21 protein-coding genes are annotated in these 22,134 nt (G+C 33.1%); 9 read left to right on the top strand and 12 right to left on the bottom strand.

Going from position 1 to position 22,134, the window contains the following annotated elements; translation table 11 throughout:
- Positions 1-68 precede the first annotated feature (68 nt).
- Entirely contained in the window at positions 69-266 is a 198-nt protein-coding gene (locus tag Dongsha4_RS15155) for a hypothetical protein (RefSeq protein WP_330203154.1), read from the top strand.
- Between the two features lie 381 nt (positions 267-647).
- Here the strand turns inward: Dongsha4_RS15155 and Dongsha4_RS15150 are convergent, their stop codons facing one another.
- The 6 genes from Dongsha4_RS15150 to Dongsha4_RS15125 all read right to left on the bottom strand — a co-directional run bounded on the left by Dongsha4_RS15150 (position 648) and on the right by Dongsha4_RS15125 (position 7,342).
- Positions 648-2,501: a DNA polymerase III subunit gamma/tau gene (locus Dongsha4_RS15150; RefSeq protein WP_330205455.1), complete on the bottom strand. Its 1,854-nt coding sequence runs from the start codon at positions 2,499-2,501 to the stop codon at positions 648-650.
- A gap of 325 nt (positions 2,502-2,826) precedes the next feature.
- A complete protein-coding gene (locus tag Dongsha4_RS15145; protein ID WP_330203153.1) occupies positions 2,827-3,309 on the bottom strand; it encodes a hypothetical protein in 483 nt (160 codons plus the stop codon).
- Between the two features lie 101 nt (positions 3,310-3,410).
- Entirely contained in the window at positions 3,411-3,578 is a 168-nt protein-coding gene (locus Dongsha4_RS15140; RefSeq protein WP_015219317.1) for an NblA/ycf18 family protein, read from the bottom strand.
- A 261-nt stretch (positions 3,579-3,839) separates the two neighbouring features.
- Positions 3,840-4,385 carry an NUDIX hydrolase gene (locus Dongsha4_RS15135; protein WP_330203152.1) on the bottom strand — a complete coding sequence of 182 codons (546 nt, stop codon included), beginning with the start codon at positions 4,383-4,385 and terminating at the stop codon, positions 3,840-3,842.
- Positions 4,386-4,517: 132 nt separating this feature from the next.
- Positions 4,518-5,762, bottom strand: a complete 1,245-nt coding sequence (cbiE, locus tag Dongsha4_RS15130) for a precorrin-6y C5,15-methyltransferase (decarboxylating) subunit CbiE (protein WP_330203151.1) — start codon at positions 5,760-5,762, stop codon at positions 4,518-4,520.
- 77 nt (positions 5,763-5,839) lie between these two features.
- Positions 5,840-7,342, bottom strand: a complete 1,503-nt coding sequence (locus Dongsha4_RS15125; RefSeq protein ID WP_330203150.1) for a helicase C-terminal domain-containing protein — start codon at positions 7,340-7,342, stop codon at positions 5,840-5,842.
- Positions 7,343-7,681: 339 nt separating this feature from the next.
- On the opposite strand from Dongsha4_RS15125, the gene pgl reads away from it, so the two are divergent.
- From pgl to Dongsha4_RS15105, 4 genes are all read left to right on the top strand, one after another.
- Positions 7,682-8,395 carry a 6-phosphogluconolactonase gene (pgl, locus tag Dongsha4_RS15120; protein WP_330203149.1) on the top strand — a complete coding sequence of 238 codons (714 nt, stop codon included), beginning with the start codon at positions 7,682-7,684 and terminating at the stop codon, positions 8,393-8,395.
- Between the two features lie 33 nt (positions 8,396-8,428).
- Positions 8,429-8,950, top strand: coding sequence for an FHA domain-containing protein (locus Dongsha4_RS15115; RefSeq protein WP_330203148.1), 522 nt, complete (start codon positions 8,429-8,431; stop codon positions 8,948-8,950).
- A gap of 469 nt (positions 8,951-9,419) precedes the next feature.
- Positions 9,420-10,676, top strand: coding sequence for an MgtC/SapB family protein (locus Dongsha4_RS15110; RefSeq protein WP_330203147.1), 1,257 nt, complete (start codon positions 9,420-9,422; stop codon positions 10,674-10,676).
- 72 nt (positions 10,677-10,748) lie between these two features.
- On the top strand, positions 10,749-12,749 hold the full coding sequence (locus tag Dongsha4_RS15105) for a mechanosensitive ion channel family protein (protein WP_330203146.1): 2,001 nt from the start codon (positions 10,749-10,751) through the stop codon (positions 12,747-12,749).
- A 149-nt stretch (positions 12,750-12,898) separates the two neighbouring features.
- On the opposite strand, the gene Dongsha4_RS15100 is transcribed toward Dongsha4_RS15105, so the two are convergent.
- The 3 genes from Dongsha4_RS15100 to Dongsha4_RS15090 form a co-directional block, all read right to left on the bottom strand.
- The gene (locus tag Dongsha4_RS15100) at positions 12,899-13,927 is read right to left on the bottom strand and encodes an AI-2E family transporter (RefSeq protein WP_330203145.1); all 1,029 of its coding nucleotides are present in this window, start codon (positions 13,925-13,927) and stop codon (positions 12,899-12,901) included.
- 270 nt (positions 13,928-14,197) lie between these two features.
- Positions 14,198-14,404, bottom strand: coding sequence for a hypothetical protein (locus Dongsha4_RS15095; protein WP_330203144.1), 207 nt, complete (start codon positions 14,402-14,404; stop codon positions 14,198-14,200).
- A 3-nt stretch (positions 14,405-14,407) separates the two neighbouring features.
- Positions 14,408-14,962: a response regulator gene (locus tag Dongsha4_RS15090; protein ID WP_330203143.1), complete on the bottom strand. Its 555-nt coding sequence runs from the start codon at positions 14,960-14,962 to the stop codon at positions 14,408-14,410.
- A 99-nt stretch (positions 14,963-15,061) separates the two neighbouring features.
- Here Dongsha4_RS15090 and lipA point away from each other — a divergent pair, with 99 nt between their 5' ends.
- Complete coding sequence (gene lipA / locus Dongsha4_RS15085; protein ID WP_330203142.1) at positions 15,062-15,955, top strand: lipoyl synthase; 894 nt, start codon at positions 15,062-15,064, stop codon at positions 15,953-15,955.
- Positions 15,956-16,056: 101 nt separating this feature from the next.
- Here the strand turns inward: lipA and nadC are convergent, their stop codons facing one another.
- The gene (nadC, locus tag Dongsha4_RS15080) at positions 16,057-16,899 is read right to left on the bottom strand and encodes a carboxylating nicotinate-nucleotide diphosphorylase (RefSeq protein ID WP_330203141.1); all 843 of its coding nucleotides are present in this window, start codon (positions 16,897-16,899) and stop codon (positions 16,057-16,059) included.
- A 108-nt stretch (positions 16,900-17,007) separates the two neighbouring features.
- Here nadC and Dongsha4_RS15075 point away from each other — a divergent pair, with 108 nt between their 5' ends.
- Both Dongsha4_RS15075 and Dongsha4_RS15070 read left to right on the top strand, forming a co-directional pair.
- Positions 17,008-17,274, top strand: a complete 267-nt coding sequence (locus tag Dongsha4_RS15075; RefSeq protein ID WP_330203140.1) for a DUF4258 domain-containing protein — start codon at positions 17,008-17,010, stop codon at positions 17,272-17,274.
- The gene (locus Dongsha4_RS15070; protein ID WP_041922404.1) at positions 17,267-17,533 is read left to right on the top strand and encodes a DUF2283 domain-containing protein; all 267 of its coding nucleotides are present in this window, start codon (positions 17,267-17,269) and stop codon (positions 17,531-17,533) included. Before Dongsha4_RS15075 ends, Dongsha4_RS15070 begins: the two co-directional genes overlap by 8 nt.
- Positions 17,534-17,623: 90 nt before the next feature.
- On the opposite strand, the gene Dongsha4_RS15065 is transcribed toward Dongsha4_RS15070, so the two are convergent.
- Positions 17,624-18,802 carry an LL-diaminopimelate aminotransferase gene (locus Dongsha4_RS15065; RefSeq protein WP_330203139.1) on the bottom strand — a complete coding sequence of 393 codons (1,179 nt, stop codon included), beginning with the start codon at positions 18,800-18,802 and terminating at the stop codon, positions 17,624-17,626.
- Between the two features lie 65 nt (positions 18,803-18,867).
- Positions 18,868-19,191 carry a thioredoxin family protein gene (locus Dongsha4_RS15060; RefSeq protein WP_015218279.1) on the bottom strand — a complete coding sequence of 108 codons (324 nt, stop codon included), beginning with the start codon at positions 19,189-19,191 and terminating at the stop codon, positions 18,868-18,870.
- 959 nt (positions 19,192-20,150) lie between these two features.
- On the opposite strand from Dongsha4_RS15060, the gene dndD reads away from it, so the two are divergent.
- On the top strand, positions 20,151-22,130 hold the full coding sequence (gene dndD / locus Dongsha4_RS15055; RefSeq protein WP_330203138.1) for a DNA sulfur modification protein DndD: 1,980 nt from the start codon (positions 20,151-20,153) through the stop codon (positions 22,128-22,130).
- Positions 22,131-22,134 lie beyond the last annotated feature (4 nt).

The following is a 22,134-nucleotide window of genomic DNA, read 5'->3' as shown; positions in this document are numbered from 1 at the left end:
CAATATGTTAGCAAAATTTTCAGTAGTGGAAAAGTTAATTATTTATTACATTTTAAAATTTCAAATTTATGTATGAAAAAATTTATGGTGTAATTCATGTGGGCAAAAATTTGTTAATTGTGGGATACAATACTCAAGATAAATGGTCTTTTAGAGTTGTTACCCAAGAGGGGAAAATAGTGAAAGAAATGGCTGATTTTCTAACGGCTGAAAGTGCGGAAAAAGAAGGTTATACTTGGATAGAAAAGAATCTCAGTTCAGTCTAATAATATCAGAGAAGGGTGTTGGGGTATTAGGGAGAAACAAGTTAGGAGTTAGAAGTTATTAATCATAACCTGAGTTTTGGATAAGCTGAAAGCTGAAACCAACTCGCAGTCAGAAAACCTTATAGCTTCTTAGAAATAACGATAAAATTGCCTTAACCTGAACTAACGTAAAATCAATTTATTCAGCTTTTTTGTCAATAATTATTACTTTTAACTCCGAACTCCGAACTCCGAACTCCGAACTCAGGTGACATCTAACCTTATCGGATATTCTTAAACCAAACTGAGGTTAATTATAAACTATTTATCTTTGCCCCTTGCCTATTCCTTCAAACCTATCATTCAGGAGAAACCATATCGAAAATCAGCAACACCTATTTATTAGAAGGGTATATCGTCATCATCCTCAGAAATTTCGATGGAAGGGCGATTAACTATTTTTGGAAGGGCTAATTTTGCTTCTGTGAAAACAATTTCTCCCTTAAAACTTTTGACGACGTTTTCTGCGGCATTTCTGGCTAATTGTGTATTAAATTCTTCGTGGTTAATTTCTACTGACGAGGGCATTACTGGTTGTGATGGTGTTTGAGTTTTAGCTGTCTCAACGGGTTTATTAACTGGCGTTTGAGGAATAGAAGATTTTATTTCCGTGGGAGATTGATTTTCTAAGGGTTTAGTGGAGGGTGAAGTAGTTTGGGGCGGAGAATTATCATTATTGTCTAATTTTTGATTTTTCAGGGCTGGATTTTCGATGAAAACAACATTCATCGGTTTTTGGTAAACATGAGTAAACCCCGCTTCTATGTCTTGCTGTTGTCTTTTTCCTATATCCAATAAAAATCTACTTGCCACTTCTAGGGTAACGGTTTGACCTTCTATTTGACGAATATGACAACTTTGACGCAAAAATGACTTAGTTGCGGTAGGTATAACCGCTTCAATTACTTTTTCTTTTACATCTATGTATGAGTCAAAATTGACGGGTGTTGAGGGTTGATGAGTTTGAGGTGCGGAGTTATCTTCTGGAGGGGTAGTAATTGCCTGTAATGTTTGTGTTTTTGGGGTTGTGCTTTCTTTTTTTTCTTGAGTTAAAGGTGTGGTGGCTGTTTGATTAGGATTATTTACCATTACGGTAGTAACTGCATTTGCTGAAGGCAATAAACTCAATAGTGTAATTTCTAGCCAGAGACGAGGCTGAGTAGTGTTTCTTATTTGCACTTCACTATCTTTTAGTTTTTTTTGTCCTTGCAGAATTACTTTTAAATCCCATTGATGGGCTTCTTGAATTAATTTTTGCCATGTGTCATCGGTTATGGCGACTAATTCTTTTTTCTGGGGAGATGTTTTCGCAATTAGTAGAGTAAGATAAAAGTTGGCTAAGTTTTGTAAGACGATTAATGGTTCTCTACCTCGATCGAGCAATTTACGACATTGAATGATTACTTCTTCTGGATTATCAGATGCGATCGCACCTATTAAAGCTAATAAATCTTGTTCTGAGACTGCACCCACTAAATCCCACACCCTTTCAGGGGTAATAGTACCAGATAACAGACTAAGTTGATCTAGTAAAGTTTGAGCGTCACGCATTCCCCCATTGGCTAATTGTGCCACTAAAGATAAACCTTCGGGAGTAATATCAATATTCTCTTTTATGGCAATATCTTGTAAATGTTTAACCATTTCTGTCAAAGGAATACGGCGATAATCAAACCTTTGGCAACGGGAAATAATCGTTGGTAATACTCTTTGAGGATCGGTAGTTGCAAGGACGAAAATGACCCTCGGAGAAGGTTCTTCCAATGTCTTTAAAAGGGCATTAAAAGCGGCCGTACTAAGCATATGACACTCATCGATCACATAAACCTTATAACGACATTTAACGGGAGCATATTGAGCTTTTTCGATGATTTCTCGAATATTATCAACCCCAGTGTTACTCGCCGCATCAATTTCTACCACATCTAAAGCCGAGCCATTACTAATGCTTTTGCAGACTTCACATTTACCACAAGGTTCTGCTGTAGGGCGATCGCTTTCAATACAATTTAGAGATTTCGCTAAAATTCTGGCACTAGAAGTCTTACCTGTACCACGAGGACCACAAAATAAATAAGCTGGTACTATTTTCTCATTTTTGATCGCATTAATTAAAGTTTGCGCGATCGCTTCTTGTCCTGTCAATTGGGAAAAAGTTTGAGGTCTATATTTATGATGTAAAGGCTCGTAGTTCATGAGTTGCGTCTTCGGATACTTATCTAGTTTAATATATTGACGATGAAAATTATGTTCACTAAAAGTTAACAATCTTGTTTTTTTATGCTAGATTGACAATTAAAAGTTGACAATAGAGATATTGACAATCAAAACCATTGTAAACCGTTTCTTTAGTTAACCCGATTTCTGGGTAAATTTTCATAGGGAATGATTGGGAAAAGGGCAGAGTTTGAAACCCATGTAAATATGATCAGAAGAATCAAACACCACAAACTAGAAATCACTAAAACACTTAATGAGTGATTCTCGAATTACTCTCATATTTTAAGTCAAAATTCAAAACTTAACGATTTCCTGTCCAACTACCATTGAGTTGGGAATCACAATAACCCCATAAACCTTGAAAGCTATTGCGGTTAGAATTAAGAGTAAAATTAATTCGCCCCCAGTAAAAAGAGTTATTAATGCTTCTAGTACACTTTTGTGCAGAGTTATTTTCTATCCAATAACCATTTAAAGTATTTCCAGTAACTTCTCCTAATATTACTCCACTATCTTGGCTATAGCTTCCTTTAACTTGAGAACCATTTTGTGTTAAAGTCATAACCCCTTCGCTGGTATTCCACATTCCTTGCCAACTATTATTATTTACTTCCGTCGAATCACCATAGGTAATACTTTGCACATCATTTCGATTAACGGGTAGTCTGTATTCCTTTCCGTTTGTGAGTTTAATAATCATTTCTGCTCCCGCAAAAGGGGAAAAAAATAAAGAGAAAACCGTTGAAAGAGAAAGAAGTTTAATTATTTGATTGGTATTAGTCATTTTTGTAAGAAAATAGTAACGCTAGGAGCAATTTTACCATAGTCTTATGAATGGAGCGACACACCCAATTTAGTTAACACCTCACACCTGAAACCTGATAATTATGCGTTTTTCATGATTTTTTTGATCATGTTATCTTTTACCATCATTTGTCTAAATACTTCAATTAAGTAATCCTGTGCCTGTTCCTTACTCAGGGCTTTAACTTGATCTTTCAATACTTCTAATTTGAATTGTTGTTCTAGGGTGAGACTTGCTGATATATCCATTTTCACTCCTCCGTTAATTTCGTTGTTATAAAGCTAACATATGGATATTAAAGCGTCAAGTTTGTCAATCTTTCTGTTTATTTTGTTACTTTTCTTAACAATATTTTTACAAATTTTTATATTTCAAAAGATAAAGATAATCGTTATGGTGAGGTACAAAAACTATTGCTATCAGGGAATGGGGTTGGGGGCAATGATAAATGGGATAAAAAACTGTACCTCATATTTTTTTAATAAACGCTATATCTGCCAATGTTTGAGTTATATAAAAGGGAGTGCCAGAAAATAACTACAAATAGTCTTGGCATCAATTTGATTAGTTGTCATGGCTAAATGTTCAAATTCAGCAGGAGTCATTAAAACTACTTCTATATCTTCATCTTCATCTTGCTTTGGTGGTTGGGCTAACTTTTCCAAATCCTGTGCTAGAAATGCAAAAATAAACTCGTCGGAATAACCCGGAGCAAGGGGAAATTTGCCTAAACTACGCCATTTTTTGGCTCGATAACCTGTTTCTTCTTCTATCTCTCTTTTTATTGTTGTTTCTGGTGCTTCTTCTGATTCTATCGTACCTGCAGGAAATTCTAATAAGCGAGTTTTAACCGCAAATCGATATTGTCTAACTAATACCAACTTACCATCATTGGTGATTGGTACAGCTAAAGCCCCTCCGGGGTGACGGATACATTCCCACTCTCCTTCAGCACCGTTAGGTAATCTTAATTTATTTACTTCAAATTGAAATTTTTTACCTTGAAAAAATAGTTTTGAGCCTAAAATCTGCGGTAACTCTGGTATTCCAAACATTTTAATTTATAATCAATACTTTCTTGTGAATAGTTTATCTTAAATCTTGCATTTACCCAAAATTTGATTAATAAAAATAAGATGATATTATTTCAATTAATTGATACAAGGTAATAGGAATAAAGATAATTTTTAATTTTTAATTGCTGTGATAATATTTACAGGATTTAAAGGACTAAAACGAGTCATTTTACCAACAGATAAAGATTTATTTATTTGAGAATTTATAATTTCATAGTCCCATTTATTTTCTCTAAACCATTCTACTGCGATACCTAAATTTTCTATTGTGGCTAAGGCAATTACTATTTTTCCTTCAGGATTAATTTTATCTTGTATTATATTTAATAATAATTTTAAGTTACCACTACTTCCACCGATAAAAACACGATCTGGAGGGAGCAATGTAGCCATTACTTTTTCTGCATAATTATGAATAATATTAATATTATTAACCATAAATTTTTGGCAATTTTCTCTAATTAAAGAAATTGCGATCGCTTTTTTTTCTATAGCATAAATCTGACTATTTTTAGCAATTCTAGCCATTTCAATACTAACACTACCAGTCCCTGCTCCTACATCCCAAATAACTTGTTTTTCTTGCAAGGCTAACTTTCCTAATATTAATAATCTTATCTCCTTTTTGGTAATTAAAGAGGGTCTATCTGGAAAGGTTTTAAAATAGTTATCAGGAATACCTATGATGGGTAATTGATTGATATTTATTGCTTTATCTTCAGTTTTTTGCTTTAAAAAAATAACAATGTTTAAAGGTGAAATATTATCTAAATTAATATCTTTTTCATGATTAATTTTTGTTAATTTCTCTTGACTTTTATCTCCTAAATTTTCACATAACCAAATATCATAATCTTGTCCTATTTTTATCTGTTGATATAATTGCCAAATCACTAAAGGATTATTATTATTGTCAGTTAACAATGCTATTTTTTCTGAACCTTTTTTTAATTCTTTAATTAAAAGTTCAATATCTCTGCCATGTAAACTAATTACTTGACAATCTTGCCAAGATGTTTTCAATTTATTAAAAGCCAGTTGCACACAACTTAAATGAGGATAAAATTCCAATTCTTCCGGGGCAAAGTTTACTAATAAAATTCGTCCAATTCCGAAAAATAATGGATCTCCAGTTGCTAAAATAACAATATTTTTTCCCTCTTTTTTTTTCTGTTTAATTTCACAAATTACTTGATTTAATTCTCCTATTTTTATTTTTTCTCCTTGATACTCTGGAAAATAACTTAAGTGGCGATCGCCTCCGATTAATACATTGGCACTATCAACAATTTCTAAAACCTGATCATTTAAACTTTTTTTCCCTTCTAAACCGATACCAACAACTTTTATTGTCACAACTTTTAATTAATTTCCTATGAAAAACTATGAATGAAATTATTATTATAACCAATATTTATCTATATTATTAATACTTAATTAATCCAATCTAAATCAAGATAATTAATTTTACCATAAGGTTCTAAAGCCTGTAAAATTTGACCACCATAAATACGGTAGTTAACCCGATTATCTAACAAAGCCAATACTCCCTGATTTTGTCGAAGAGAAATCGTAATTCTTTGTAAATTTTTAATAGCAATAGGTAATAAATATAGACGAAACCAATCTTTTTTTTGACTTTTAAAATAGCTAACCTTAGCAGAGATAATGGGGTTTTCTAAAGAAGGTAAAGGTAAAGTTGCCATAATTACTAATTGAGGAGAAAGTAAGGCATCTTGATAAGTTAATAAAAAATCAGTATCACAAACTAAAATACTATTTAAGGTTAAATCAGTAGTTTTTAACTTGACTCTTGAACCAAAATTAGCCGCTAAACTAGCAGTAATTTGTCCTTGTAAAGGTACATCGTCAATTATAACGATAATAGGACAATGATTTATTTTAATACCACTAATTAAAGCTAAAATTTCTTGATTAACTTTTGTAGCAAAATTAGGATTATTGGGGAAAGGAAAATTATCAGGAAAGTAAATTTTAAGGATTTTTCCTTGAGGATTAGGAGAAAATTTTAGGCAAGTAAAGTCTTTTAATTTAAGTCCTAAATAGTTGCCATAATCAAGGGGGATTTTTTCTGGTTCTAAATAATCAGCAATAATAATTAAGTTTTGCTCTAGCCATTTCTCCTCCATAATTGATTTTAATTCTAAAGGTGTAGCTTTCAATGAAAAAGATCCTTGAGAGCGATTAATTATAAAGTAGTGAATATATTTTTCTTGTGAGAATAAAGAGCTTAAAAAATCAGTCAATAATTTATTATCAGTTTTACCATAAGTCAAAATATCTTTAATGAGGTTTTTTTCTTGCTTTTCCAATAAATAACTATCGTAGGGATTGGGAGGATGAGAATAAATAAGTTGTAGTAAATTAGCTAGTTTTTCTCTGAGTAAATCTTGAAGGGAAAAATCTAGGTTTTCAATCATAGAAAGTAGTTGAGAATAGCTAATTGTTAATGTTAAATATTGATAAATAATTTCTATTAAATTTTCCCCCTTAACAATAATTGTGGTTAGATTATCTATAGCTTTATCTTTTACAATTTTTTCTAACCAAGTTTGGGTATCAACAATATATAATGTTGGTTTTTCTAATTCTAATTCCTTATTTTTAGGATAGTCATTAAGAATTTTTTTATGATAATCAATATATTTTTGAATAAAGATACATTCTTCAAAGATAAATTTTAAAAGGGAACTTTCTTCAATAACTATAACAACAGCATAAGGAGATAATAGAGCAGGAATTAAATAACTTAAATAATAATATTTATGATTGACACCAGTTTGAATAATAGTAGAACTTTTGAGCCTTAATCCACGGGCTATCATTCTCCCCATTGTTAATTGATGTATCCATTCTTGTTCACGATGAAAGCGGGAAAAATCTCTTAGTTGACTGTGGACTTTTGCTTCTAACATTGATAATGCGTCTATTTTTTACAAACAACAAAAAATAATTATTTTTAGTCAATTAATAATTAATTAACTGCCCTCGGTATAAAAATCTCTGATTTTGGCAGGTTTTAGGTATCAGGTAGCAGGTTTCGGGTTAAATTTCTCAAATACTGATTCATCAATATCTTTAATTCCTAATTGCTAACTAAAATAACCTTGACATCATCAAAAATTTTACATCGAACTTAGATTTAATGAATAATTCTCCCTTTATTAATTAGTGTTTAAAATAAGGGAAGAATAATTTATAGCTCTATTCTGGCTTTTATTCTGTAAACTTCAAAATCAAACATTTTTTATTTTATGACCCAGATTAAAATTGTAGCCGATAAAAATGCCCTAGTTACTTCTGCTTCTGATTTCATTATCAATAAAATTAAAGAGACAATTGCAAACAGAAACATTTGTTCGATCGCACTTGCAGGAGGTAGTACACCTAAACCAATTTATCAAAATATTGCTCAAAGTGATTTACCGTGGGATAAAATTCACGTCTTTTGGGGGGATGAAAGATATGTGCCACCCACCCACCTAGACAGTAACGAAAAAATGGCGCGAGAAGCATGGTTAAACCTAGTGGATATACCAGCACAAAACATTTACCCCATGCCAACTTTGGGGAATAATCCCACAGCAGATGCGTCTAAATATGAACAGGAATTAAAAGATTTTTTCGGCGTGGCAAACAGTTTTCCTAGCTTCGATATTATTTTATTGGGAATGGGAGATGATGGACACACTGCCTCACTATTTCCTCATACTAACGCATTAAAAGAGTGCGATCGCCTCATTACCGTAGGAAATAAGGAAGATAACCAAAGACTAACTTTTACAGTTCCCTTGATTAATCACGCTCAATGCGTTATTTTCTTAGTATCGGGAAAAAATAAACAAGAAGCCTTAAAAGCCGTTTTCGCTCAAGAGTCAGATAGTAACCAATATCCCAGTAAGAAAATACAACCCCAAGGGGAGTTAATCTGGTTTATTGACGAAGATGCAAATTCAATTAGGAATTAAGAATTACTTTGTTTTAGAATTAACTAAAAAACGATGGTAGAAAATAACAATAATCATCAAGAAGAAAAACAGTTAGAAGTTGAATCAGGAATTTTTACCGATGTTGTAACCAATGTGGTGGGCAATTTAGATCATGTCTTTGACTCCACTGAAAATATACTCACCTCTCAATCTCTTCCCTTCACCAATATTACCCCTGATAAAACTCAAGTACAAACTCTCAGTGCTACTCTAACTCATGTACAAACAGAAGTAGAATTAGAATTACCGATTCATTTACCAGTTGTTCATTTAGGTAAACCGAATGACCATACTCCCCCAGATATTGACCTTTCTGGCTTTCCTCATTCTCAAATTGTCTCCCGCACCCATGCCAAAATTTTTCAAGAAGGGGATGATTTTTACATAGAAGATATTGGCAGTGCTAATGGTACTTATATTAACCATGCTCCCTTACCCACAGGCAACCGTCACCGCTTAAAAAATGGCGATCGCATCGCCTTGGGCAAAGAGGATAAAGTTAGTTTCATTTTTCAATTAAAATCCAATTTGTAACGTTTTGAGAATTAATAAGTAATAAAGATAAATCACCGAGTCAGAAGTTATTAATTATTCACTATTCATCTTTGCCTTTTGCCCTCCTCCCTATTTATGGCTGATAAAGGGCAGGAGTGATTCAAAGTAGAAATACAAAAACGCTCAAACTATTGCCCATTGCAAGAGTGCCTATTCCCTAACTGAGTTCGATGAAAAAAGTATCGAAAAATAAAGCGCCCTCGAGTTATCATCGAGCCAATTTTGGAATAAAAATTTATTAAATTTAGGAAAAACTCATTTAAAATCAATTTATTCAGCTTTTTTGTCAATAATTATTACTTTTAACTCCGAACTCCGAACTCCGAACTCCGAACTCAGGTATTCCCTGCCTTAACCAGAAAATTTTAGAATGAATCAGCCTTGCTGATAAAGGAGGGTTTGCCCTTTGCCCCTTGCCCATTGACTCTTATCATAAAACTCCCAGCGAATGGATTTAGTAATTATTAGTCGTCTAACAATTGCCTTAACTTTAGGCTTAATTATTGGTATAGAAAGGGGATGGAGTAACCGAGAAAGCCCTGAAGAATTAGGTAGTGATGGACTGAGAAACTTTGGTTTAGTGGGTTTGTTGGGGGGCATAACTGCGTTACTCGCAGAAGAATGGGGGTGGGGTATTTTAGGAGTAATTTTTTTAGGATTTGCCATTCTCGTTAGTACCTCTTATGTGTTAACGGCTCAAAAATCTCAAGATTACGGTACAACCACCGAGTTTGCTTTATTAATCACTTTTCTGTTAGGAGCTTTAGTAGTTAAAGATTTGAGCTTAGAATCTATTGCAGTGGCGGTAATTGTCAGTTGGTTACTAAAACTGAAATCAGAAATTCGGCAAATGTTGATTTGGCTTAAGCAAGAAGAATTAATTGCTACTCTTAAAGTTCTTCTTTTAGCTTTAGTTACCTTACCTTTACTCCCCAATCAGGATTTAGGTCCTTGGAATGCTATTAATCCGAGAGCCATTGGGCTTCTAGTGCTGTTAATCGTTAGTATTTCTTATGTAGGTTATTTTATTATTCGTCTTTGGAAAGATAAATCAGGAGTTTTATTAATCGGGTTTTTGGGCGGTTTTGCTTCTTCCACCGCCACCACCATCGCTTTATCTCGCATGGCAAAACAGGGGCAGGGACAAACTAAAATTCTGGCAACTGCGATCGCACTCGCTACGGGTACTATGGCGCCTCGTTTATTGCTACAGATAGCGGTAATTAATTCCTCATTGGCAAAACAATTGGCGATACCTTTAATTATTTTAGGCTTGACACCGATTTTAATTGCTCTAATCTTTATTTGGCGAGGAATCAAGGAAAAAAATCAGGAAGTACCCATAACTTTATCAAATCCAGTAGAACTAGGTTTAGCCGTTCAATATGCTCTCATTTTAATTGTTTTATCTTTGTTAATCAAAGCAGGAGAACAATGGTTTGGAGAAACAGGAGTTTATTTAGTTTCTGCTTTATCAGGATTAGCGGATGTGGACGCAGTAAGTATCTCTCTTGCTCGTGCCGTCAATCAAAATATGTCTTTATCTGTGGCAAAAATAAGTATTTTTATTGCTGTATTTATGAATACTCTGGTTAAAATTGCCTTAACTCGATTCATCGGTGGCAAAGAGTTGGCTCGTTGGTGTGCTGTGATTATTCTTCTTACTCTTACCTTCAGTGGGATAACTGTCTTTGTGGTGGGCTAAAGGCAATAAGTCATTAATCCAAAATAGACTGTTATATTAATGGGGTGTGATTAACTTTATGTCAAGAAGAAAATGATCAAAAAAATTTATAAATATTCTCTTATCATCATCCTCTCGTTTATTTTTTGTGTGGGTTTTAGCCCTCAAGCCCTTAGCCAATTACCTTTTATACCTAGCTTTAATACAACAAATACAGTGTTACCAGAAACTCCAGCATGGGACTTAAATCGGGCTAGAGCTTGTGGTAGGTCATTATGTAGTGATGTTTTTTTCTATGGCAATAGGAATCTTCGAGTTAATACAAGGTTATTGTCAGCTCTTCGTAAAGATATGGTTATAGTGGCTTCTCCTCGAAGTATTGAGAGACCAATTCAAGAAGTTGCTTTTGAAGTAGAACAAAGGGCGAGGTCTATTCAAAATATCTTTTTTCAGATATTTGAGTCTATGGCTGATTCTGGAGAAATAGGCAAATTACCTCAAAAAAAATTACAGTTTTGGATTTCCACAAAAAGAAAACCCCTTCATCCTCTCACCCCAGTGGTTGATATTGGAGTTGAAAATAATCAAAAGGTTATATTCATTGCGGCAAAACCAGAGTTAAATATTACTCAACAAACCTTAATTACTGTCACTAGAGTTGATGCGAGGGCGAACAATCAAACCATTGATGATTTAGCGGATGGGTGGCGAAAAATAGTCATTAATTCATTAAGTGAGGCTTTATGGGGATTGGAAATGGATCGCCAACAACCTTTTTTGAGGATACAGATTTCCATAGCAACTATTGCGATCGCACTTATTTGCATTCTGATTATTAAATTTTTCGGAAAACTAGCTTATAAATGGCGTCGTAGTCTCCGCAATAAATTAAAAGAAATCCAAAATAGTCTTTTAGTTGATCCCGAAGCCAAACCCTTAGAAAGAAAATACTCTTCTGAGTCACAGAAGATAGATAGTCAAGCACAAAATAATCATTTTCAGAATATTTTTGACAACGGAAAAAAAATGTTTTTCGAGGGCATTTCTCTATCGGCAAAATTAATACCGAGTGTTGTTCTCAAAAGACAAAAAATTATTCGTCAACAAATTAATATCAGTGAATTGATTTCTAGTCTTTTATTTCTTAGTCAATTTACCATTATTCTATTCACCATAAGCTCGATCGCATTTACTTATCGAGAAACTCGTTTTCTGTTCAATTTATTTTTAATCCAAGCGATATTACTACCAGTGATTTGGATTTTAATGATTTTAACCGATAAATTTGTCGATTTTTGGATTGACTATGCCTTAAATCGTTGGGCGAGGGAAAAACAAGAACTTGAACCAGAATCTAATCGTGCTAACTTGAGAGTCAATACCTATTCTCCCGCCCTCAGAGGAGCAACAACTTTTATTTTCGGTTCGATCGCCGTTTTTGTGTCCTTATCCGTTGTAGGTCTTAGTCCTAGCGTCCTTGCAGGTGCAGGGGCTGTAGCGGTAGTATTTGCCTTTCTTTCTCGTAATCTTTTAGAAGATATGCTCAATGGTATTTTAATACTAATTACAGACCGCTATGCAGTGGGTGACGTGGTAGAAATCAATGGACTGGGAGGTTTCGTCGAAAGTATGAATCTTTATACCACTTCTTTAAGAGACTTAGATGGTAACTTAAAAGTAATTCCCAACGGCAAAATTTTTACTGTCATCAACATGACAAAAGATTGGTCAAGAGTTAACTTCACTGTAGAAATTAATTGGGATGCGGATATTAAAAAAACCATCAATATTTTACAAAATGTCGCCGATCAAATGTATCGAGATTCTTACTGGCACGAAAAAATGTTATCTTCCGCCGAAATTTTAGGTATCGATAAAATCAACCATGAGGGAATTATGATTCGTCTTTTAATCAAAACAAGACCAATACAACAATGGGATGTTGGTAGAGAATATCGTTGGCGCATCAAAGAGGCTTTTGATTTAGCGGGAATTAGAACAGGTGTTCCTCAAACAGAAATTATCCATCGTCATGAAGAAATAAATAATACCCCTAACCTATCTCCCAACGGAAAAAACCCTTGGAGTCACTAACTTTATTTGAGTTCGGAGTTCGGGGTTCGGAGTTCGGAGTTAAGATAAACAAAAAATTTCCCCTAATTCCCTATTTCTCCCTAAAACCTTAACATCTGCCACTTAAAACCTCTACAAATCGACCATTCTTATCTCGAACGGAGGTTTTATTAATTTTTTCGTTGCCAATGATCAAAAATATCTTTGATTAAAATTTCTTCTAATAATATTTGACTGATAATAGTTAATGGCACAACCAAAAATAAGCCTAATAATCCTAAAAAACTGGCAAAAATAACTTCAGCAATAATGATATTTGCTGGTATTAAATTCACTCGATGAGGTCTTAATTTTGGGATAATAATTCTATCAACACCACAAAAAATTAAGATATAAATTATTAAAATTGCCCAAGGTTTCCAAGGAGAATAAATAAATGCGATCGCAACTGGAAATATAACACTAAAAATAGGTCCAATGTAAGGGGTAAAAGACAAAATACCTGCTAATAATGCTTGAACAGCGATTAAGGGAATACCGAGAATAAAAAGAACAATAAAAGTTAAAATACTAACGGCAATTATTTTGATAAAAGTATCTGTTAACCATTCTTCTAAATCTTTTTCTGTGCGGTTAAGAATACCACCAATACGCCGACGATAAAAAGCAGGAAATAGACGCACAAATCCTTGTTTATAAGGGGTAGGTTCAACCAAAAACATTAGGGTTAATGCTATTAGTAAAACACCACTTAATAAAGCTCCTAAAAATCCAGAAACAAAATTAAATCCTCTAGTTAGTAAATCACTAATAATGGGCTGAACTTGGGGTAATATATCTTCTAAATCAGGAAAAGAATCACTTATTTCAGGTGATAAATTATTTTTGATATTTTCAATTTGAAATATGATTTTGTCAATACCTTGCGGTAAAAGAGTTAATAATTCCTGAAACTGAAAAACCAAAGATGGTACTATGATTACAAAAAAAAGTGCGATCGCAACTAAAAAAGTAACGGTAGCAACAATGACTCCATAACCTCTTTTTAAACCTAATTTACATAGTTTTTCTACCAATAAGTTAAGAGTGATAGCTAAAACAACCGCCGTAAAAACCAACAGCAAAATTTTTCTAACTTGCCAAATGATATAGATAAGAATGATAACACTACAAAAACTGATCCACTTGGCAAAATCCATAATTCATTAAGCTAATATTAGTTTATTTTCACTGTCTAAAATAATAAATTTTAAGTAGGTATCAGGGTATTGGAAGGTTAGGATGTTGGGGTATTAGGAGGAAGTTTATTAGATACTGTTGCCTGTTGCCCATCAGCCTACTTTAAGCAATAGTTTACACGGCGAGGAGTAGGAGAGCCATGATAACTTTATATCTTCATATAAAAGTGAAGCAACTTAGGATTGTTATAGCTATTCAAAGATGTCTTGTGTGGACTATCAATAGAATATCTAATTTTCCCATTTACTAAGTTCTCGCTGATGTTTTACGAATAAAATAACTGCAAGGGTTATAACAGGAAAAGAAATAATAAAAATAGCTAAAAAAGTTTCATTAATTTCTAAAATCCAATTATCTAAACCGTATTTAATTATAAAGGAAATGATAGTGGATAAAAAAATAACTTTACTAAGGAAAAAAAACTGGTTTGTCAACATTATTTACTGTAATTTTTTCTTGATGAAAGAAACTAACTGATTAATTTGTTTTTTCATTTGTGCAACTTCTGACTCTAAATGTTGAACTTGAGCCTGTAGTTTCTGTAATTGCTCACTATCAACACCACTATCCATAGTAGTCTGAGCAGTGGTACTAGCTACAGGTTGTAAATGGGCAAGTTTCTTGGATTTCTCCATAGATTCCCGAATACCCTGAATTAGCTGTTTTTGATCAAAAGGTTTTTCTAAAAATGAAAAGAATTCAAAGGGTTCAGGTATTTTATCAGTTACTTCATCTTTCCGCCCAGACATTAACAGTAGGGGAATGGCTTTGAGACGGGGATCTTTTTGTATTTCTTGGAATACTTCATAACCACTCTTTTTCGGTAAAAAGAAATCTAACATGATCAAGTTAGGGTTACAAGTATGAATTAATTCTAGTCCTTGGGCGCCGTCTTTGGCTTCAACTACCTCAAATTTATCATCGGGCAACATACCCTTGACGGTTCTTCTAATGACCATACTGTCATCGATTACTAATACTTTGTGACTTGACACAATCAAACTCCTTGTCTAAATTAAAGACCCTAATCTTATTAAGTATATTAAACTATGATCAAATATGATTATTTTATCTAATTTTTCTTATCTTTAAGTATGACCGTAACAAGCTCTCCTACCTCCGATTTAATTAATTTGCCTTCTTGGTTACGTGCTCCCATTGGTAAAGCATCAGAGATTTCAAGGGTTCAAAAAATTGTCAAACAAAGAAAAATTCATACAATTTGCGAAGAAGGACGTTGCCCTAATCGGGGAGAGTGTTATAGTCAGGGTACAGCAACATTTTTGCTGATGGGGGATGTATGTACTCGTAACTGTGGTTTTTGTCAGGTAGAAAAGGGTAAAGCACCCATGATATTAGATGAAAATGAGCCGCAAAAGGTGGCAGAGGCCGTTAATTTATTGGGATTAAAATACGTAGTTTTAACCTCCGTGGCAAGGGATGACTTGGCTGATGGGGGTGCGTTTTGGTTTGTAAGGGTAATGGAAGCGATTAGAAAAATGAATCCTGATACTTTAATAGAGGTGCTAACTCCCGATTTTGGTACGGGAAAAAATGCTTTACAACAGCAGTGGGAGAGCGTTAAAACCATTGTAAAAGCAAATCCTGCTTGTTATAATCATAATCTGGAAACGGTGGCAAGATTACAAAATCCTGTGCGTAAGGGAGGGAAATACCATCGCTCTCTACGAGTATTGGAGATTGTTAAAGAGATAAATCCTAATATTCCTACTAAATCAGGGTTAATGTTAGGATTAGGAGAAACCTTAGCGGAAATTATTGCTACTTTGGAAGATTTAAGAAAAATAAAGTGCGATCGCATCACCTTGGGGCAGTATCTCAGACCATCTTTAGCCCATTTACCCGTACAAAAGTATTGGACTCCCGATGAATTTGAAGAATTAGGGAAAATAGCTTCTTCTTTAGGCTTCAGTCATGTGCGTAGTGCGCCTTTAGTGCGTAGTTCTTACCATGCCCACGAGTCATGATTAGGGTATTGGAGAAGTAGGGGCTTAGGTTATTGGGGGGAAATTTCTTTTTTATCTTAACTCCTAACTCCTAACTCAAATCATTGCCCCTAGCCTTTTACTCACATTCTCATACTAATATCCAACCATGATGAGCGAGTGATAGGTGCGCTGGTGGAAATGTAGTCAACTCCCGTGGCAGCAATTGCTTGAATATTATCTAAAGTAACGTTACCCGATGCTTCTATCTTAGTTAAGGGGTTACTTTTTCTTATTAGTTTAACCGCTTCTTTCATGGTTTCTATGGCCATGTTATCTAACATTATAATTTCAACCCCAGATGCGATCGCATCTTCTACTTGAGTTAAATCACTGGTTTCTACCTCAATACTTAAAGGATAAGGCATATTTTTTCTTACTTTATCCACTGCTTCTTTTATTCCCCCTGCTCCTTGAATATGATTGTCTTTGATCATAATTCCATCATCTAAGCCAATACGGTGATTGGTTGCCCCACCAACTGCAGAAGCATATTTTTCCAAAATCCTTAATCCGGGGATGGTTTTACGAGTATCAACTAATTTGGTGGGATAGTCTTGGATTGCCTCCACATACTTTCGGGCTTCTGTCGCAATACCGCTTAACCGCATGACTAAATTTAAAGCCACTCTTTCTCCTGTTAGTAATGCTGAAATTTTCCCTTCTATAGTCAAGATTTTTGTCCCTTTTTCCTGCTTTTCTCCCTCTAAAACTAATCTTTCACATTTTGACATAGGATCTAACATTTTAAATACCTTTTCGGCCATAGGTAAACCTGCTATTACCCCTGTTTCTTTAATAATCCAATGGGCTTTGCCAATTTTGTTATCTCCAAATATACTTTCTGTAGTGCGATCGCCTCTACCAATATCTTCTAACAGCCAGTCTTTAATTAAGGTATCTAAAATTAATGGATTAGGAATCATTTTTAACAATTAAGAATTAAACATTTTTAATACTAAAGTATTCCCGTCACCTACTCAATCGAAAACTAATATACTGTTAATGCTTTCCCATTTAAGGGGTATTTTCTTTTGCAATATCTTTTCTCTAATCACGCTAAACAGCAATTAAAAAGTTATGGTAGAAAACAAATAAAGTTAGAATGGATTGAACAGGTAATTAAGAATCCAGACTATATAGAAGTTTATGATAACCTCGACATTACAATTTGTGAAACTTGTTGCTGGAAACGTATTAAAGAATATAGTAATAGGGCTTTGAAAGTTGTTTATAATCACAGAAAAAATCCACCATTAATTATTACAGTTTATTTTGATAGGAATTACAAACATGATTAGAATTAGTGAATATGACCCTGAAGTTGATGCTATATATGTACAGTTACATGAAGATGATGTTTTAGATTCTGAAGAAATAGAAAAAGGTATAATTGTTGATTATAATAAATATAATAAGGTCATTGGTTTTGAGTTATTGGGAATACGCAATATTAGTATTTCATCACTTCAATCTTTAAAATCTCTCCTATCATCAGATGAGATTGCTATGTTACAGGAGTTTAATATTTTTAGCCAAATCTTCTTAATGGTTTTTTAATATTGATAGATAAAAAAATCTCGGAAATTATCAGGTTGTTGAAAATACTTACTCCTAACTCCAGACTTCCACTAACCAGAGTGTCATGATTCAAATAGAATTGCTATCAAGAAAAGAGGCTATTTTGTCAACGGCTTCTTTTAAAACTTCAGGAGGTTTTACTAAAGCAAATCTCACATATCCTTCTCCACAACTACCAAAACCAGCACCGGGAGATAAAGCCACCCCTGTTTCCTTTACTAAGTTTACACAAAATGCGATCGAATCTTTCCGCCATTTTTCTGGTAATTTTGCCCAGAGATAAAGAGTAGCCGAAGGGGTAGGAGTATGCCAACCAATATTATTTAATTCTTTCACCAAAAAATCTCTTCTTTCTCGGTAAATTTTTACCGTCTCAGCAACACATTCTTGAGAAGAAGTTAAAGCAGTTATTGCCCCTTCTAATATACCTTTATACTGATTAAAATCAACTACCGATTTAATTTGTTTTAATGCTTTAATTAATTGAGAATTACCGATAGCAAAACCTATTCTAAAACCCCCCATATTATAAGATTTAGAAAAGGTAAAAAATTCTATCGATATTTCTTTTTTTCTATCAGCTTGTAAAATAGATGGTGCTTTATTTTCATCGAAAACTATATCCATATAGGGAAAATCATGGACTAAAACTAAATTATTTGCCTGACAAAAATGAAATGCAGAGTCAAAAAAATCTAAAGATGCGATCGCAGTTGTAGGGTTATGGGGATAACTCAAAACCATCATTTTTGCTTTAGAAAGTATCGCCGCAGGAATTTCATTAAACTGAGGTAAAAAACTATTTTCAGCTAATAAAGGCATAGGATAAATATTCCCCCCCGCCATATAAATACCCCCTGCATGGGAAGGATAACCCGGATCTAATAAAAGAGCATAGTCACCTTGGTTTATAATAGCTAAAGGTAGATGGGCAGTACCTTCCTGACAACCAATTAAGGGCAAAACTTCTGTTTCCCAATCTACAGCAACTCCGAATCTTTTTTCATACCAATTGGCGGCTATCTGCCGAAAATTAGCTGTACCACCATGCAATAAATAACCATGATTATCAGAATTATGTAAAGATTCCTCTATGGTTTTAATTATATGCTCAGAAGTACCCAAATCAGACGAGCCTAAAGACAAATCAATAATATTTTTTCCTAAATTTATCGCCTCTGTTTTCGCCCTATCCATATCAGCAAAAACATTTTTTTCTAGGGGTTTTAGTCTATCTGATAACTGCATATTTGTAGAGAAAAATTATTGAAAACTAATAACTCCTGATTCTTCATTCCTAATTCCCCATAGAATTAAACTACCGCTTCCACAAACTCTTTGAGTTTATCTTTACCAATAGCACCTTCATGACTTTTAACCACTTCACCCTGTTTAAATAATCTTAACGCAGGAACACCCTCCACTTTGCATTGAGATACACTTTCAGGACTAGCATCTACTTCCAATTTTACCACCTTGAGGCGATCGCTGTAAGTTTCTGCTATCCAACTAATAGAAGGAGAAACTAAACGACAAGGACCACACCATTGAGCCCAAAAATAAGCCAAAACAGGCTGATTTTCTTCTATAACTGCACTCTTGAACTGGGAATCTTCAATTTCAATTACTTTACTCATTGTTATTATTTCCTAAGTTTAATATCTCTTCTTTATAAAAACAAATTTATACTTATCTAACTGATTAGATATGGTAAATGAGAATATTTATTATCTTACTCTAATTGGGAAAAACCTTCAAAAACGAATAGAGACGTTCAGATGAACGCCTCTACAGGTATTAGGTATTAGGTGTTAGGTGTTAGTATTATTATAACCAATAAATCCCCACATTAGTCAAGATCAAAACTAAAAATTTTTTCAGATATTATTTTCTCCAAGAGGAAATTAACTCACCCATAGATTTTTAATGCTTTCCCTAACTAAACTCATCTAGTTTTTATCTCAAAATTTCTCGTATAGTATAAACGTAACAACCTCATATTTTGAGCATTTCTAAAACTTCTTTTCCTCTTTACCCCTATCAATGCAGGGCTGTTTCAAAGTGGAAATACAAAAACGCTAAAACTATTGCCAGTAAAAGAATATAGCGTTTTAGAGCTTTGAGGATTAAGAAGTAGTTAAAAATGTTGAGATTATCAATTTATAACCATAAACCATTAAAAACTATTGCAAGAGTGCCTATTCCCTAACTGAGTTCGATGAAAAAAGTATCGAAAAATAAAGCGCTCTCGAGTTATCATCGAGCCAATTTTGGAATAAAAAATTATTAAATTTAGGAAAAACTCATTTAAAATCAATTTATTCAGCTTTTTTGTCAATAATTATTACTTTTAACTCCGAACCACGAACTCCGAACTCAGGTATTCCCTGCCTTAACCAGAAAATTTTAGAATGAAACAGCCCTGCTCTATCAATGCTGTTTTTCTCCGCTAATACAGCTCAAACTTTTTTAAGAAATAATTAATCATGATCAAACCAAAAGAATTATCTATTTTTTCCATATCATAATTGAACTATAATCGCTATAATTATATTTATTATCTATTAATAAAAGCAATTATTTACTCTCTTATTAAATGCTCATATTTAAAGAATTAATTTTAGAAAATTTTGGACCTTATCAAGGAAGAAATATTATTAATTTAGCTCCAGAAAATAATGATGATGCTCCAATTATTCTTTTTGGAGGGATGAATGGTGGCGGCAAAACTACTCTTATGGATAGTATGAGATTGGCTCTTTATGGTAGAAGAGCAGAATGTAGTAGTCGTGAAAACTTAAGTTATAGAGATTTTTTAAATCAGTGTATTAATAAAAATATTAAATTAGGAGAAAAAACAACCGTAGAATTAACGTTTGAGCATATAGTTAATAACCAATGGAAAGAATTAAAAATAATTCGTTTTTGGGAAAAAAATGGTCGTGATGGAAGTGATAATTTAAGTATTTTAGAGGATAATTATCCTGAGCTAAATTTAACAGAAAATTGGGATGATTATATTGAAAAATTTTTACCTTTGGGTATTTCTAGTTTATTTTTGTTTGATGGGGAGCAAGTTAAAGAGTTAGCCGAACAAGAATTGCCGACTGCATCTGTGAAAGATGCGATTAAATCTTTGTTAGGATTAGAATTAGCTGATAAACTAGCCCTTGATTTGGATGTTTTAGTCAATCGTAAACAAAAAGATATTGATAAGTATTCTAGTAGTTCTGAATTGGTAGATTTTGAAAATAATTTATCAAAATTAGAAGCGGAAAAAAGAGATTTACTGCAAGATTTAAAAAAAGAAGAATCCCAATTAAGAAAACTACAGAAAAATTATCAGCAAGTCTCACAAAATTTACGAGATATAGGTATAAAAGTAGCCACTGAAAAAGAACAATTAAAAGGGAAAAAGGCTCTTTTAGAAAATAAAATTGAAACATTGCGATCGCATCTTAAAAGTTTATCAGCTAAACTATTACCATTAGGTTTAATACAAAAATTGTTGGATGATTTAGATATACAATTAAAAGAACAATCTCGATTGAAAAGTTTGTACATTGCTCATACTTTATGGCAGGAAAAAGATTATAAACTATTAGATTTTTTAGAGAAAATAAATATTAATAATGAAATCTATCAACAAATAAAAGATTACTTAGATAAAGAACAATTTACTATCAGTCAACAACTTAATTCTCAAACAATTTATTTACCCATAGAAGACAATACTTTAACTAATTTTGAGCATAAATTTCACCAAATATTACCCCTTCAACAAGAAGAAGCACAAAAAATAATTAAAGAATTAAATCAAGAAGAAGAAGAATTAATTTTAACAGAGCAACTTTTAGCTCAAATGGATTCTCCTGCCCAATATAAACAACTAGAAAAAGAATGTCAAAAACAGGAAACTACCTTAATTTCTCTTAAAAGTAAATGTGAAACCTTGAAAAAAGACATTGATAATATCACACAAAAAATCATAGAAGCTAGAAAAAAACTAGGTAGTTATGGAGAAGATAAGCTGAAAAATCAACAAATTAAACATATCTTAGATGTGTTACCAAAAGTCAAACAAACTCTCACTCTTTTTCAAGAAAAATTAACCCTAAGAAAATTAAATAAACTTGAATCAGAAGTTACTAATTGTTTTCGTTATTTACTCCATAAATCTAACTTTATCAGCAAAGTTGCGATCGCATCTGATACTTTTGCACTATCATTATATAACGAACAAGGAAACTTAATCGAGAAAAATAGACTATCAGCAGGAGAAAAGCAAATATTAGCGATTTCATTACTATGGGGATTAGCAAGAGTTTCCGAAAAAAATCTACCCATTGCCATCGATACCCCATTAGGAAGATTAGATTCATCTCATCGTTATAACCTTATCGAGCGTTATTTTCCTACAGCTTCTCATCAAGTTATATTACTATCAACAGACACAGAAATAGGAGAAAAAGAGGTCAATTTTTTGAGAGAAAAACAGGTTATTGCAAAAGAATATTTATTAGAACATGATAATAAGAAAAATCAGACACGAATTAAAGAGGGATATTTTTGGTAAGGTA

It is taken from the genome of Cyanobacterium sp. Dongsha4 (genome assembly GCF_036345015.1).
GTDB lineage: Bacteria > Cyanobacteriota > Cyanobacteriia > Cyanobacteriales > Cyanobacteriaceae > PCC-10605.
This window is presented reverse-complemented; position numbering and strand designations above follow the sequence as displayed.

Excerpts from the sequence above, each read along its gene's own strand:
- Dongsha4_RS15155 (WP_330203154.1), top strand. The coding sequence starts at position 69 with ATGTATGAAAAAATTTATGGTGTAATTCATGTGGGCAAAAATTTGTTA.
- Dongsha4_RS15150 (WP_330205455.1), bottom strand. The coding sequence starts at position 2,501 with ATGAACTACGAGCCTTTACATCATAAATATAGACCTCAAACTTTTTCC.
- Dongsha4_RS15145 (WP_330203153.1), bottom strand. The coding sequence starts at position 3,309 with ATGACTAATACCAATCAAATAATTAAACTTCTTTCTCTTTCAACGGTT.
- Dongsha4_RS15140 (WP_015219317.1), bottom strand. The coding sequence starts at position 3,578 with ATGGATATATCAGCAAGTCTCACCCTAGAACAACAATTCAAATTAGAA.
- Dongsha4_RS15135 (WP_330203152.1), bottom strand. The coding sequence starts at position 4,385 with ATGTTTGGAATACCAGAGTTACCGCAGATTTTAGGCTCAAAACTATTT.
- Dongsha4_RS15125 (WP_330203150.1), bottom strand. The coding sequence starts at position 7,342 with ATGTTAGAAGCAAAAGTCCACAGTCAACTAAGAGATTTTTCCCGCTTT.
- pgl (WP_330203149.1), top strand. The coding sequence starts at position 7,682 with ATGACCCAGATTAAAATTGTAGCCGATAAAAATGCCCTAGTTACTTCT.
- Dongsha4_RS15115 (WP_330203148.1), top strand. The coding sequence starts at position 8,429 with ATGGTAGAAAATAACAATAATCATCAAGAAGAAAAACAGTTAGAAGTT.
- Dongsha4_RS15110 (WP_330203147.1), top strand. The coding sequence starts at position 9,420 with ATGGATTTAGTAATTATTAGTCGTCTAACAATTGCCTTAACTTTAGGC.
- Dongsha4_RS15105 (WP_330203146.1), top strand. The coding sequence starts at position 10,749 with ATGATCAAAAAAATTTATAAATATTCTCTTATCATCATCCTCTCGTTT.
- Dongsha4_RS15100 (WP_330203145.1), bottom strand. The coding sequence starts at position 13,927 with ATGGATTTTGCCAAGTGGATCAGTTTTTGTAGTGTTATCATTCTTATC.
- Dongsha4_RS15095 (WP_330203144.1), bottom strand. The coding sequence starts at position 14,404 with ATGTTGACAAACCAGTTTTTTTTCCTTAGTAAAGTTATTTTTTTATCC.
- lipA (WP_330203142.1), top strand. The coding sequence starts at position 15,062 with ATGACCGTAACAAGCTCTCCTACCTCCGATTTAATTAATTTGCCTTCT.
- nadC (WP_330203141.1), bottom strand. The coding sequence starts at position 16,899 with ATGATTCCTAATCCATTAATTTTAGATACCTTAATTAAAGACTGGCTG.
- Dongsha4_RS15070 (WP_041922404.1), top strand. The coding sequence starts at position 17,267 with ATGATTAGAATTAGTGAATATGACCCTGAAGTTGATGCTATATATGTA.
- Dongsha4_RS15065 (WP_330203139.1), bottom strand. The coding sequence starts at position 18,802 with ATGCAGTTATCAGATAGACTAAAACCCCTAGAAAAAAATGTTTTTGCT.
- Dongsha4_RS15060 (WP_015218279.1), bottom strand. The coding sequence starts at position 19,191 with ATGAGTAAAGTAATTGAAATTGAAGATTCCCAGTTCAAGAGTGCAGTT.
- dndD (WP_330203138.1), top strand. The coding sequence starts at position 20,151 with ATGCTCATATTTAAAGAATTAATTTTAGAAAATTTTGGACCTTATCAA.